Origin of the sequence: Brevundimonas sp. TWP2-3-4b2 (assembly GCF_049897345.1) — a bacterium.
In the GTDB taxonomy this organism is placed as follows: domain Bacteria; phylum Pseudomonadota; class Alphaproteobacteria; order Caulobacterales; family Caulobacteraceae; genus Brevundimonas.
Genome location: NZ_JAFCWB010000012.1, coordinates 1 through 13758, shown reverse-complemented (window position 1 = coordinate 13758; position 13758 = coordinate 1). Strand labels below are relative to the sequence as shown.

General features: G+C 63.8%; 13 protein-coding genes and 1 pseudogene. 1 reads left to right on the top strand and 13 read right to left on the bottom strand.

What is annotated here, in order from left to right:
• Positions 1-320: 320 nt before the first annotated feature.
• Positions 321-1778 (top strand): hypothetical protein, encoded by a 1458-nt coding sequence (locus tag ACP7AS_RS13055; RefSeq protein ID WP_426029290.1) that lies wholly within the window; start codon positions 321-323, stop codon positions 1776-1778.
• 1371 nt (positions 1779-3149) lie between these two features.
• On the opposite strand, the gene ACP7AS_RS13050 is transcribed toward ACP7AS_RS13055, so the two are convergent.
• The 13 genes and pseudogenes from ACP7AS_RS13050 to ACP7AS_RS12990 form a co-directional block, all read right to left on the bottom strand.
• Entirely contained in the window at positions 3150-3674 is a 525-nt protein-coding gene (locus ACP7AS_RS13050; RefSeq protein ID WP_426029289.1) for a hypothetical protein, read from the bottom strand.
• 409 nt (positions 3675-4083) lie between these two features.
• Positions 4084-4506, bottom strand: coding sequence for a winged helix domain-containing protein (locus ACP7AS_RS13045; protein ID WP_426029288.1), 423 nt, complete (start codon positions 4504-4506; stop codon positions 4084-4086).
• Positions 4507-4509: 3 nt separating this feature from the next.
• Positions 4510-4704 carry a helix-turn-helix domain-containing protein gene (locus ACP7AS_RS13040; RefSeq protein ID WP_426029287.1) on the bottom strand — a complete coding sequence of 65 codons (195 nt, stop codon included), beginning with the start codon at positions 4702-4704 and terminating at the stop codon, positions 4510-4512.
• 135 nt (positions 4705-4839) lie between these two features.
• Entirely contained in the window at positions 4840-5592 is a 753-nt protein-coding gene (locus ACP7AS_RS13035; protein WP_426029286.1) for a hypothetical protein, read from the bottom strand.
• Positions 5593-5630: 38 nt separating this feature from the next.
• Positions 5631-6845, bottom strand: a complete 1215-nt coding sequence (locus ACP7AS_RS13030; RefSeq protein WP_426029285.1) for a tyrosine-type recombinase/integrase — start codon at positions 6843-6845, stop codon at positions 5631-5633.
• A 533-nt stretch (positions 6846-7378) separates the two neighbouring features.
• Complete coding sequence (locus tag ACP7AS_RS13025; RefSeq protein WP_426029291.1) at positions 7379-9013, bottom strand: recombinase family protein; 1635 nt, start codon at positions 9011-9013, stop codon at positions 7379-7381.
• A 2-nt stretch (positions 9014-9015) separates the two neighbouring features.
• On the bottom strand, positions 9016-9414 hold the full coding sequence (locus tag ACP7AS_RS13020; protein ID WP_426029284.1) for a DUF2924 domain-containing protein: 399 nt from the start codon (positions 9412-9414) through the stop codon (positions 9016-9018).
• Entirely contained in the window at positions 9411-9866 is a 456-nt protein-coding gene (locus tag ACP7AS_RS13015) for a DUF3489 domain-containing protein (RefSeq protein ID WP_426029283.1), read from the bottom strand. The genes ACP7AS_RS13020 and ACP7AS_RS13015 overlap by 4 nt, the downstream gene beginning before the upstream one ends.
• A 133-nt stretch (positions 9867-9999) precedes the next feature.
• The gene (locus ACP7AS_RS13010) at positions 10000-10233 is read right to left on the bottom strand and encodes a hypothetical protein (protein ID WP_426029282.1); all 234 of its coding nucleotides are present in this window, start codon (positions 10231-10233) and stop codon (positions 10000-10002) included.
• A 67-nt stretch (positions 10234-10300) separates the two neighbouring features.
• Positions 10301-10504 carry a helix-turn-helix domain-containing protein gene (locus ACP7AS_RS13005; RefSeq protein WP_426029281.1) on the bottom strand — a complete coding sequence of 68 codons (204 nt, stop codon included), beginning with the start codon at positions 10502-10504 and terminating at the stop codon, positions 10301-10303.
• 942 nt (positions 10505-11446) lie between these two features.
• Positions 11447-12139, bottom strand: a complete 693-nt coding sequence (locus tag ACP7AS_RS13000; RefSeq protein ID WP_426029280.1) for an IS6 family transposase — start codon at positions 12137-12139, stop codon at positions 11447-11449.
• 383 nt (positions 12140-12522) lie between these two features.
• Positions 12523-13356, bottom strand: coding sequence for a hypothetical protein (locus ACP7AS_RS12995; protein ID WP_426029279.1), 834 nt, complete (start codon positions 13354-13356; stop codon positions 12523-12525).
• Between the two features lie 240 nt (positions 13357-13596).
• A pseudogene (locus ACP7AS_RS12990) lies at positions 13597-13758 on the bottom strand (IS6 family transposase); the annotation flags it as partial.

Below are 13758 nucleotides of genomic sequence, written 5' to 3'. Positions count from 1 at the left end.
GGCCCTTTGCGGAGGCTGTAGAGGTTGCACATAGGCCGAGGCTTGCACAGTCGGCCACCGAAGGGGAGTCTGGGCTGCTACGTTGAAAGCGGACATTCGGAATGACCGCTCCCGACCCATAGCGGACATCACTACGCCCGAAATTTTGATAGAGACGTCTCGCAGCACCGGGAGACGAGTCCATGCAATTTGCGCGGCGAAGCCTATTGGCTGGCGGTCTTCTCGCGGTCAGCGCGTCCGGGAGTACGACGGCAAAGCCCCCGACCGGTGGAAATGCTAGTCAGCAACCAGGTATTGCAGGTGTTTTGGATGCCGGGTCGGTGAACGTCACCCCTGCTGGACCGGGCGCGGTCTCGCGCACGGCACAGGAGAAGATGCGGGACCAACCATCGGTTCTCGACTACATCCCCGTGGCCGAACACCCGGCAATCCGCGCCGGCACGTCAACAACCGACCTCTCGACCTACGTCACGCGGGCCATCGCGGCGCTTGGCGTGGTCTATTTCCCGGCCGGCCGCTACAACTTCAACATCAAAATCGCTGACGACAACTGCGGCCTAGTTGGCGAGGCCATGGGCGTTCAGGACCTTGCCGGGGTTTGGGGCAGAGGGACTGTTTTCTGGCCCGCGAACTATGCGCTGCCGATGGTCAAATTGGACCCGATGGCGGCTGGGCGGATCATTAACAATCTGACGTTCCGCGACTTCTACGCCTTCGGCTTCAATGACGGTCCCTTCTTGCAAACCAACGGCAACAGTCCGACCCGGCGCAGCGATACGGTCGAGTTCACAAACGTCTTTGTCCAGCGCTTCGGCCATGGCTTCGACATTGGCGGTGGCGGATTGGATTGGAGGCTGACCAACCTTCAGGTCCAAACGTGCCTGAATGACGGCATCCACATCGACACAGCCAACAGCGCTTGCAACGGCTGGCTCTGGTCAAAATGCTCGTTCATGCGCAACGGGCGTCACGGCTGGTACGGGCGCAAGACCGACATCGCGACCGAGGTATCCTACTCGCACGTGTTTGTGAGCTGCGGATCGGAGTACAACGGCACTGATGCCGCCGAGCCGGTGTCGCGCGGGTGGTATTTCGAGAACTTCGATCAGGTCGTCATGATCGGATGCACCGGAGAGAACGATCGGGTCGGGGGCGATCTAATCGATATTGAGTTCGAGGGCACGACCGCCCGCAACACCCGGATCGACACATTCCATAGTATCGGTGCGGATCGGGCCATCAAGTTCGGCGCGACGCTCCAACATGGCTCAGTGTCAAACGTGCGAACTTTGCTACGTTTCCCTAGTACGACTGCGATTGAGGTCGTTAGCGGCAACAACGAGGCGGGCGGGGCCGAGCCTCGTATCGTCATCGACCGCCCGACCATCCGGGGCGGCAACGTCACGGTCAGCTTAGGAGTCAATGGCCGCTATGACGCGACCTATGCCGACGGCAGCGGCCCGATGGATGTGATCAACCTGGACGCCGGCTGGATGACAGGCGTGGATCGCGTTATCGACATGCGCTCCAGCCTGTCGGTTCTACTGCTGGCAGGCACAGCGGCGCGGGCTTACGGCACCACCCTGACCAACATCCAACCGGGGGCGGAATATACAATCGAGGTCCACGGCGTCGAGCCGGTCGTCTTACCTGCCGCCTTGATGGCCTCGGGAGCGGGCTACAGCATCCAAGCCGGAAAGCAGGCCCGGCTTCGGGCAGGAAGCTACCCCTTCGACGTGGCCAAGCTGCGTCCTGTGTTCGTTAGCCCCGGCATCTGACTATGACCCAAGCCCACAAGTGAGGGTCTAAGCTCTACTCTAAACGACTCCCAAGCCCCGTCCAATTGCTTCCCCAGCGACGATTAGGAAAAGTACTGACTACTGGATCGCCGGCACGATTGGTGATGGGTGTCGAAGCGTCCGCACATGATCAGTCGCCGGATATGACACGCGCGACTGCGGCTATATGGTCCGAGGGCGCTTGCGGGTGGCTCGGTCGCGTCGTTATTTCATCAGCGTATTTGGCTTGTAGTTTGCAATGCGCGGACACGCGCTCCAGCCACACCCTGCGCTCGATTTCAGCCAGATCTTGTCGACCGGCATAGCGGGAACAGGGCACGGCCACCAAGAGTTATGGTGTCGGTGCCGGCCGTGGAGCGGTGGCCCGGCAATATGCGCCGCTCCGAACGTCCCTGATGACGTGTTGCACTGGCCCGCGCCGTCCCCCCACCCCGGCGCGGGCCTTCAGCTATTCAGCGGCGACCATCCGCACCTCAGTTGTTGCACCAGGCGGTTGGACGAAAAACGACATCACACCTTCGCAGTATCGCCGACGGCATCGGGTGGTCGCGCCCCATAGTGAGTACGTCGGCCCTTTGGCGGCTTCGATCAGGGCGAGGTTAGCAACAATCTCCAAATCGCAAATCGGACAGACGGCTGTGACAACCCAGCCAGCACGGCGCACGGCGACGACTGAGGGGCATGCCTCCCGCCAGTCGGCCAACGTGTATCTGTCGCGGTTCTTGCGGCCCATCAAGCACCGGACGCCCCAAGGGCGAGCGTCATATCGCCCCCGCACGCCCGGCCTCTCGGTTCCCGCCGACCAATGCACCGCAATCGGCGCTCTATCCTCTCGAAGGGCACGTCCCCGACCCGTTCGAGCATCATTGCTCGGGTGATGTACCGAACGTCGCTGCACCGCTGGCACACTGCATAGACGTAAGAACCCTCGGGAAGGGTCGAGGGCGTCAAAGGGAAAGACTCGGCCATGGCCTCAGCCCTACCCCCGTCGAAACGACACGCGCAAGAACGAAAGCGGAACATCTTGCGCGTTCCCGCCGCGCGCGGGCGAGAAAACTGGAATAGCGAACGCCTTCCACGCCATCACCGGCGACTGGTCGGGACGTGCCGGAGACGCACCCGCCCCCCCCCTTACGGGTGTCACGGTTTAGCAGCGTGTGAGTTACGCGCCGCTGTCCGGATTGGCTGGTCTGGAGCTTAGGCCACCCCCTCCCGGGTCATGTTCTCAATCGTGGACGCGCCCATTGCACGTCATCACCGGTGTCCGGATCGATCGGTCCAGACTTTGGGTCGCCCCCCTACCCGCCCAACCTCGCGCGCGTAGTGCTGCCGAAACCCTATCAATTCTTATCATCCCGCCCGCATACCGGGACCGATATTGGCCGACACCCCACACCGCTTACCGACCACCGAACCGCCCGCCTCGCAACGCCGAATCCCAAGGGCATCCCGGGCTTGGGCGTCGGTACCCTTCAAGAGATAGCCCAGAGCGTCGGTAAGGTTGGCCTCATAGTCGGGACCACCGGTCATGGCATGGCAAAGGCTGCGTCCTACGGGGCGGCTCAGGATTACGCCCGCCCGCCACACGGCCCCGCAAGCCCCCAACCACCGGCGCTGGCGTCGGTTGAAACCGCGCGCCAGATCAGGCGGCAGGTGCATCAGGATATGGACGTGCCGCCCCTTTCCCGGGCCACTTTCCCGCACCCATAAAAAGGCCAGCACGCCGCCTTGGCACCGGACCCAATCGCCGGCGAGCTTGAGAAAGCGTGCGGTCGCTTTCAGGTCATCCTCAACCCTTCCAGCCTCCCAATGTATCGTCACCATCCGATTGAACGGCAAGCCCGCGCGCACTGCGAAGCCGGTGGCCTCGATCAAACCCCGGGCCATCGAAAGGCTCAGAGCGTCGCTTGACCGGTCGGCGCGGTTCCTAGCACCGCCTCTCCCCGGCATAGGAGTGAACCCGGCGGCATGCGGCACACCCATATAGAGAAGGGGCGCGCCAGCGGCGGCGGCAGGCCGAATGGGCTTTTCGCGTTTAGTTTCATTGGCATGCTGGCACGCCAGGGCGGCTGTTTCAGATCCATATCTCGCCAGTTTCAACGGTGGACGGTTCGGGACGGGTTCACACCACCGGCCGGACGGGGCCTCCGGTGCGCCATCCCGGGAACGGAAAAAGCTAGTCATTAGACGCGCGCAAAAGCGGCACAGGAAGGCGCTGGAGTGACGACGTGACAGTGCCGGGCGTCATCACCCATCCCGCCACGCCGTCGCCCTAAGCGGCGTCCTATTTCGTTTTCGCGGTCCCTTCGCCGATCAGACGGCACTCAAGCGCCGTTACCACCACCGGAGCGGCAAGGGTGTAGCGGGCCACCAACGCGCCGTCGGGCGTCTTTTCCCGAACGGTGGCAATGGGCAATCCCAGCCGTCGCAGCTTGTGGACGTAGGCACTTGTCCGACGCGCCCAGCCCAGAGGCGAAGCCTCGCCCGAAGTGAATCCGCGCGGGCCGGTGGTGACCAAGAGGGCGAGCGTTTGCGCCTCCCGGCCGTCCACGGTCACTGGCTCGCCGTCGGGCGGCAGGCTGAAGGTCAACGCGCCCTTGTCAGGTGAATGGCCGCTGTTATGGTCAGGACGCCCGCCACCATGCGAAGCATCCCGAGCCCCGTCCGCCCTCTCACCGGCGGCGGGGTTCTTTGGTTCCAGGGTCATGGATCAGGCCACCTTGTCTAGGCTGGCGAAGAAGGCGTCCAAGGCTTCTCGCCTGATCAGACGACGACCTCCGACCAGTAGCGAGGGAAGGTCGCCAGCCTGCATGAGCGTGTACAGGCGCGACCGTGACAAGCCCGAATAGGATGCTGCATCGGAGATACTGAACGCGACGGGTTGAAGGGGGGCAATGAGGTTCATTGTTGGCTCCAGACAACGCCGGACGACCATCTGGCCGTCCACGGTTAGCGTGTCGAAGCGCATGGGACGGCATAGGAATATGGGCCGAAAAGCCCCGCTGACGCCGCAAACAACCTAGGCGGAACCTCTGCGAACCTAGGCGGGGCGTCTTGCCAGCCTGAGTCTATCGGCCCTCTTTTCCCCGGGTGCCAGTTTTGCCGTAGCTGGCAACGAGCGTCGAAAGGCTCGCGCCCATTCTCGGCTTTGACCGAACCGCACAGAGGCTTCGAGCACTTCCTCGATAGTCATTGGCGGTAGTCCAGTGCGGTCGCGTTTCTCGGCTTCGGCTGTCAACCATGCAATCGCCGCATCGGGCGAAAGTGCCTTCGGCTCGATCCCGGCGAGAAACGTCACGCGTGGTGAATAGAGGCAATCTCCGCTTTTCTTGCATTCTGCCAGACCGGCTCGCCAGTCTGTCACGATGAAATGCGTCCATGCATCTGAGGGAATCCGAACAACAGGAGCGAGCGGCGACCCGGGGCGGGCATACACACTAGCGGTGCCAGCTATGACTAAGCTGCTCAGGGCCGTTGTCATGGCCTCCCAGACGAAATCTGCGTGCCGATGGAGCAAATCGCCGAGACCCGCTGGAACCCCTGTCGAGGTTTTCGGATCAGAGGGACGATATATCGTCGATACAATATCCAAATCGTCGGAAACCCAGAGAAACTCGAAACCCCGCTCTTCGACACTCACGGCTGATTGCTTCAGAGCGAATTTTTCGGTTTCGAGGTGTCCGACGACAATCCTTCTATCGTCATCAAGACTGAAATTTCTGAGCCAAGACCCCAGTGTGTCCAAGTTGTCGGCGCTGAATGGCTGCTCAAAGGCAGCGTGATAGATGGGCACGGCACCGTCAGGCCATTCCAAGTCGCTAGCTGCATCCATTAGCGGGACCCCGAAAACGCGACCACGTTCTTGTCCGCAACAGGGTCACAGAACCGCGCCCAAGCGTCCATCATCTTGCGCCGCTTTTCCAGTGCGTCCCCTCGCCGATAAGCGCGTTCGGTGGCGTCCCCGACCACGTGTGCCAGCGCGGCCTCGGCAAGCTCGCGAGGGAAGGTCGAGACCTCGCCCGCCCAATCCCGAAAGCTGGAACGAAAACCGTGTGGGGTCAGCTCGCCGGGCTTGAAGCCCATGCGCTTCAACAGCCGGTCAAAGGCCGCGTCCGACAAGCTGGACCCGAGCTTCAGGCCGGGAAACACCACCGCTTCCGGAGCGCCCGTTGTGAGCGGCTTGGCTTTAGTCAGTATTTCGACCGCCCTGGCTGAAAGCGGCACCCGGTGGTCCCGCCCGGCCTTCATCCGCTGCGCCGGGATGGTCCAGACCTTTCCCGACAGATCAAACTCGCCCCAAGTTGCACCCCGGACCTCGCCAGACCGGGCGGCGGTCAGAATGGCAAACTCAAGCGCCAGCGCTGCCACCGCGTCGCGCTCTCGAAGGTCCGCGATGAACCCCGGCACCTTGGCAAAAGGAAGGGCAGCGTGGTGGCCTCGGGTGAGCTTCTGGCGCTTGGGCAGCAGGTGGTCCAGATGACCGCGCCAGCGGGCCGGGTTCTCCCCCGCCCGATAGCCCTTGGCCTTGGCCGCATCCAACACCCGCTCAATGCGCCCGCGAAGCCGTGACGCGGTTTCGGGCTTCACTGACCAGATGGGCTTGAGCACCGCCATCACGTCGGTGGTCTCGACCTTATCGACCGGCACCGGCCTTAGCTTGGCCGCGTCCTTTTCCAGCGTCGTCTTCCATTGCGCCCTGTGTTTTTCGTTGCGCCATTGCGGCCCAAGGTCCGCAACGAACCGGTCGGCCATTGCACCGAATGTCGGAATGGCCTTGTCCGCCTGTTTGGCTTCCAGCGGGTTCACGCCGTCTGCCAATAACGACCGGGCGGCAGCGGCCCGTTCCCGCGCCTTCGCCAACGTCACCACCGACGCCGCGCCTAGGCCCATGTCGATCAGCCGCTTATGCCATTTGAAGCGGAACACCCATTTGCGGGACTGACCAGCGCCAACAACCAGATACAGCCCCCCGCCGTCGGCATAACGCCCCGGCTCGGTGCTTGTCGTCGCCGCCCGTGGCGGCAGTCGGTTCATCTCGCGCGCCATGTCCAGTCCCTACTCCGGTCCCTACTTTGGAAGGCGATTGTATGGGACGTTCCGGGATAACGCCAGACGGTGAGCGCGGCTATGTCTTGATTTTAGTGACCTATTTGATCAAGCGCGGGACTGGTCAGGACGGTGGTTTATCGGACTCTCTGTCCGCCACGCACTTCGCCGAGCCGGCTCTGAAGCCTCGTGGGCTCTCCAAGCCCCGGTATAGTCCGCCCAAAAGCCTGCCCATCCGTAAGGTGCCCCGCCGTTCCTGCGCTCAATCGCGCGTTTCACGCGCGTATTTGCGCCGTCGTCTCTGCGGGTCTGCGGCCGCACACCCTTTGAGCATAGCCAGTTCCGCCTGCTCCGACAAATTCCAGCCTCCGAACCGCGCGCCAAAAATGACAGATTCCGGCGCAAAGCGCCTGACCGCGGGCCCGCAGCAAGCTGGTGTCGCTCGTCGGGCCGCAAAATTAACAGGCGATAACAGGTCCAGTTTGGGCGGAAAACACGTCCTGCAACGCCCAAAAGCACGCCCAGTTATTGCATCAAGCAGGCGGTTGGAGTGACTGGCCGAAGCCCAGCAGGCGTCGCTGCGCATCCCAGCTGCAAGGCACCGCGCTCTCTCGAAGAACCTGGAGCGTGAGACCGACGGGCTGTTGGCCGTCCATGATGGCCTGCTGGATGTCGGGCGCGAGGAAGGCGAGGCGAACCAGCTTGCGGATATATGGATCGTTGATCCCGACCATATCTCGCCAGGCAGGTTTCTGGAGCATCACATCCGCGCAGGCCTGTCGGAGTTCGCGATGGGCCCGGCGCAGTCCGGCGACCAACACCTTGTCGATCCGCCTTCGGTTCGCCGACGCGTCGGTGGATGCGGTCGTCCATGATCGTCCGCCTCGCGTCGCCAAGTTCACAGGAAGCGTCAGCACCAGCCCGCCCGGCGTCTCGATGAGCTCATGGCGCGAGCGGCGAGATACCCGGCTCTCCAGTCCGGGCGCGAACATGAGCCGGAGAGCGTGATCGATCAGCGTGACTGATGTGAGGAGCGGACGCAGACTGGACCATTCGCCCAAGATGTCTCCCGTGACCTCGCGGAGCGCCTCCACAACCGTCGTCTCAACCAGAAGCGCCGGTACGCGAGGATGGCTTTGACCGGATCGAGCTTCCCCGCGCTGAACAGCCGTCGACACGTAGTAGCGGTAGGTCCGGTCCCCCTGCCGGGTCGCCACGGGACTCATCGGCCGGCCCTTGGCGTCTTTCAGAAGGCCGATAAGCAGCGCCGGCGATGACTGACGCCTGGGGCGCTTCGCGCCCCCGAGCGCCGGCGATGACTGACCTCTGGGACGCCTCGCGCCGCCGTTGGCGGCTAGCATCAGGCTGACGGCTTCGAATGTGGGCCGATCGATGATCGGCTCGTGCAAGCCCGCAAACACCTTGTCGCGGTGCGGGATGTCGCCGACGTAGATCGGATTGCGCAGCATGTGGAACAGGGCTCCCCGATTGATCGGCAGCCCACCGGTCCGGTTGCCTTTCCCTGAGACGCGGACCTTCGACGTTACACCCTGCTGTTCCAGTTCCAGTTTAAGCTGATGCACCGAGCCGACCTCGAGATAGCGATCGAAGATGCGGCGCACGGTGGCCGCCTCTTCGGGCACAATCTTCAAGGTTCGCTCGTGACCGGCGTAGCCCAGCGGTGGCGCGCCCCCCATCCACATGCCCTTGGCCTTGGACTGGGCGATCTTGTCCCGGATCCTCTCGCCCGTGACCTCGCGCTCGAACTGGGCAAATGACAGCAGCACGTTCAGCGTAAGCCGGCCCATGCTGGTTGTCGTGTTGAACGCCTGGGTCACCGAGACGAAGGAGACGCCCTTACGATCGAACTGATCGACGATCCGCGCGAAATCCGGCAGCGATCGGGTCAGGCGGTCGACCTTGTAGACCACGACCACGTCGATCAGGCCGGCGCCGATGTCGCGAAGCAGGCTGACCAGCCCCGGACGTTCCATGTTCCCGCCGGAGAAACCGCCGTCGTCGTAGACGGTTCGGACCGGTTTCCAGCCCTCCCCTTTTTGCGAGACGATGTAGGCGGCGCAGGCCTCGCGCTGGGCGTCCAGCGAGTTGAAGCTCTGCTCCAGACCCTCCTCGGAGCTTTTGCGGGTGTAGATGGCGCAGCGTAGCATCTTCACCCGACTGCCCCCTTGCGAAGTCCGAAGAACCGGGGCCCGTTCCAGCGACTTCCCGTGATCCGGCGCGCGATCTCCGACAGGCTCTTCCAGCGCTGGCCGGCGTAAAGAAACCCGCCGTCGATCACCTCAACTTCGTGACTGACGCCCAGCCACTCGCGGGTGATCCTCGCCCCCGCATCGAACCGGTCGACCGGCCCGCCGGTCCCGCGCAGACGTTTGCGCAGGGCCGGATGGATGGCGCCAAACGCGTCGGTCTGCATGCGCCAGGCGAGTGCGTATCGGACGAGTTCGGGCGAGCGCAGCTTCGGCGGCGCGCCGTAACGCCGCCGCCATTCCGCCCTGAGCTGATGAAGATCCATCACATCCAGCTCGATCAGGTCAGCTTCGACGGTCACGCCGCCGCCGGCGCCGAAGCGATGCGGTACACCCGCCCGCCTTCGGCCGGCTTAGAAGCCAGCAAGACACCGTGCTTCTTCTTCAGGGCGCCGGCCATAAAGCCGCGCACGGAGTGAGGCAGCCACCCGGTGGCTAGCGAGAGTTGGGCGACGGTTGAGCCCTCGGGCCGGCCAAGTAAGTCAATCACCTTGGCCGCCTTGCTGTCCGGGCGAGGGGCTTTCTGGGTTGAGCCGTTGCAAGCCGGCTCGGTCTTGTCGTTGTCCGCTACCCCAACGGCGGCCCGCCCTGCGCCGGTGATCGAGAAGCCGTCCGCCGATGCCGCGAGCAGTCCTCGCTTGACCAGGGCGCTCGCCGTCCGGCGTGCCTCGGGTTCCACGGTGATGGCTTGGTCGCCATCCGCCGCGGCGCGCGCCAGAAGCCGTTGCTGGGCGGGTGATAGAACTTCGGTCATGTCGGTCTTCCAGTTCACGCGGCCGGGGTGGCCGCACGACCCCAAGCCCCTGCCGATGTCGGCTCCGGGGCGCCCCGCGCGTCCGCCGCGCCGGCCCCTCCATCACGCTCTGGTCGCGAGCGAAGTCCAGCGGTCAGAAGCTGCGTTCCGCACTTTGTTCAAACCTGTTGGTGAGGACGACCTTCCCTGCCTCGGCCAAGGCCGCGACGTCCGCGCCCAACTGTCCAAGGGCGGCGAAGCGTTCGATCAGGGCGGCCTTGTCCTGTGTGACGGCCGAGGAGGCCAGATCGGCCAGCCCGACGCCCAAGTCGCCGATGAGCATGAGCAGGCGATCGACGGCCTCGTCAGCGTTTTCCGGGTGGATCATGGCGGGCCTCCGGCGGCCACCAGCACTTGGCGCCAGCCGACAGTCCAGTCCGCGCGGGACTCGTTTCTCAGTCCAGCAGGTCGCCCATCTTGACGTCGAACGCCTTCGCCAGTTTGCTCACCGAGCGGATGGTGGTGCGCTTCACCGCGCGCTCGATCTGCGAGATGAAGGTGCGATGCAGGCCGGCCCGGTCGGCCAGCTCCTCCTGAGACCAACCGCGCTCGTGGCGCAGCTCACGCACGCGTTCAGCCAGTTTACCCTCGATCTCCATCCCCGGAGATGGGCCGGCCTGCAGTCCACTGAGCTACAGCCTACTCGTCTCTTTCAGCTTGATCCGCGCCCCTTTCGATGGCTGATCGACGTTTGGAGACGAGTAGTATTCATGACCTTCGCCGACAGTTTTGACCCATGGGGACCGCACGCTACGGTGCTGCGCGAGAAGGTGTTCGAGCATGCCTTCCTCGGCGATCTGACCCGAACCTTGCTCAGGGCCGGCCGGCGATGCGAGGTCCTGCGGGCGGAGTTCGACGGCTCCGGGTTCGACGTGGCGCTGGAGGCTGACGGCGTCCTGCGCCACGTGCAGCTGAAGGCCATGAGGGCGGATGGCAAGCGTGCGCACGTCGACATCCACACGGCCCTGGCCGCCAAGCCCTCGGGATGCGTGGTGTGGATGCTGATTGATCCAGAGACTTTCGAGACCACCGCGTATCGCTGGTTCGGCGAGCCGCCGGGGCAGCCTCTGCCCGCCCTCGGCGACAAGGCGGTACGCCACACCAAGGCCGACAGTGAGGGCAAGAAGGCTGAGCGGCCAGATTTGCGTGAGGTCCGGCGCCGCCGATTTGAGACCGTGCCAAGCATGGACGGTCTGATTGAACGATTGTTCGGGGACGAGGCCACCAGGGATGTGATAAGGCTGAGCGCGCATCTGGCGTCGCGTCCCTTGTTGCCAGCCGGAGCGCAGCCTTGGATGCGTCTCGTCCAGCATGGCGTGTTCGACGCCCTGCCGGAGAGGCTGGATGAGTTCGAGATGGTCGAGTTCACCCACCTCGCGGATGGCTATGCCTTGGCCGGCCTTTGCACCCCGGAGGAGATCCAGGACGCCCTTTGCGACCACCGGCCAGACATTGGCTCGATTGGCCACGGGCCGTCGGACCTTTGGGCGGTGCTGTCAGGTTATCCGCGCCAAGTCGAAAACCGCCTACCCTGCCTGAAATCAGGCAACCGCGGCCGCCCAAGCGGACGCCGCGTCGGCGCGGAAGCGGCGAAGGGTGGGCCTGCTGATCAGATGCCGTTGGATGTTGAAGGTGTTGTAGATCGCCGCGTGGGTGGTGAGGAATTTCTGGGCTGAGGCTTGGGATTTGAACCGCTGCTGCTGGCGTTCTCTTCGTCGGATCGGCAGATGGGAGTTCTCCGCCCGATTGTTCTCCCGAAGCCGGCCGGGTCGATGAAGGTGACGCAGATCCAGCTGGTCGAGCGCCGCGCCGTAGGACAGCAGGCCGTCTGTGGTGATCGTCTCCGGCTCGACCGGCTGGTTGTGAAGCAGGCGCTTCAAAAGCCTAAGCGCCGTCTCTGTATCCCGCCGGCGCTGGACCAAGAGGTCCAGGACCTCGCCTTCGTCGTCGACGGCGCGCCACAGATACATTCGCCTTCCGCCGATCCAGCAGACCATCTCGTCGAGATGCCAGCGGGGCGACGGCCTTGGTCGGCGGCGCTTCAGTCGCCTGGCGATCTGCGGCCCGAACTTGATCGTCCAGCACCGGATCGTCTCATAGCTGACCTCGATCCCGCGCTGGGCCAAGAGTTCCTCGACGTCCCGAAAACTGAGACTGAAACGGAAATAGAGCCACACCGTGTGGCGGATGACATCCGACGGGAACCGGTGGCTCTTGAACGAGATCTGCTTCACGAATTTCCATCCCCGTCAGCGTTTTAACCCGCCCTGAGTGGAGACAAGTTCGCATTAAACTGACAGCACCAGGCGTTCACATGAATGAACTCAAGGCACGCCTTGATCGGATCCGATCACGGGTCACATCCGACGAATTTCTGACCGGCTCTGGGCTTGGCAATGAGGTGCCGTTCTACGCATTCGACTATCCGCCACCGGAGGAGCCGAGAGTGGCTGCGCATGTTGACTGGCTGGTCGACGACCTACGAATCAAGGCCGGCCTCCAGGTCGGCAGGGTGGATGTCTTTGCTTTGGCTATCCAGGCCCTGAACAAGCGCGGCCTTTACGAGAAGGCGGTCGCTATGGAAGCGACGAAAGGGGTGCCGGCGCTATTGGCTGCGTTAAGAGGCCACGCCGGAGCTACCGAGCCAGAAATGCGCAGCTTCGTGAGCGATGAACCAGCGCGCGCGGGCAAGGGTCCGCGGCTCGCGGTCCAGCACGCCCTCTCCTTCAAAGGCCAACAGGATTAGGCCGGGACGCACCCCCCCGCTCATGTCGACCTTGCCCAGGGTCGGACCATTCCAGCTGGCGATCATCGTCGGCGGGTCGGCGTTCAATCGGGGGCCCAGCCGTCTCGTATAGCCGTCCAGGACCTTGGGCATATAGTCGAGGAGTTCGCCTCTAATCCAGGCGGGGAGGGCCGGGTCAGCCAGGATGGCCGCCCCGGAGCCCGCCTCGGTTTCGCCGGGCCCGAACACCACATAGGTCGGCGTCGTCATGCTCGAGCCGGTGACCGCGCGTTCGCCATTGACCAAAACCGGGCCCGCAGCGTCGGTATAAGTCACGGGTACGACCACCGACTCCAACATGCTCACGGTCTCGCTCGATCGCAGGGCTTCGATGCTACCGACCGGGGCGATGTCAAACTGCTCGCTGTAAAGGGCGACTGCGCCATTGCTGAAGGGTATCGCCGGATCATACTCGCGATCCAGGCTTCCGCCGACGGGCGTCATTCGGATCCGGATCGTCCGGGGCACGGGCCCGCCGTCGGTGGTCGTAATAATATCGTAGTCGCCCTCTCGCCTCAGGACGACGTTACCCGTCTGCACGGTCCACTCGGACGGCCGCCAAGGCTGTCGCGTCTGGCGTCGAACCGCGGAGACCGGAAAGGCCCAGACCGCCGAGTCCTGATGAAGGCTGTAGTTCAGGGTCCAGACGGCTCCGTCGCGAGCCACCCGCGCCTCCGTTAGAGACGGAGCTGCGTCGGGCGCGCCAGTCGGCACCGCGCCCGACGCACAACCGAACAACCCGATCGAGAGCGTCGCCGTCGCCAGAGACTTGGAAGACATCATCGAGAATCCTGCAGTGCGGAGCGACAGGTTTGTGAGGTAGGGGCCGGGCCGGTCTCAAGGCGCAGGCGAGGGTGCTGTCAGGTTATCCGCGCCAAGTCGAAAGCCGCCCTACCCTGCCTGAAATCAGGCAACCGCAGCCGCCCAAACGGACGCCGCTTCGGCGCGGAAGCGGCGAAGGGTGGGCCTGCTGATCAGATGCCGTTGGATGTTGAAGGTGTTGTAGATCGCCGCGTGGGTGGTGAGAAATCTTTGGGCTGAGGCTTGGGATTTGAACCGCTGCTGCTG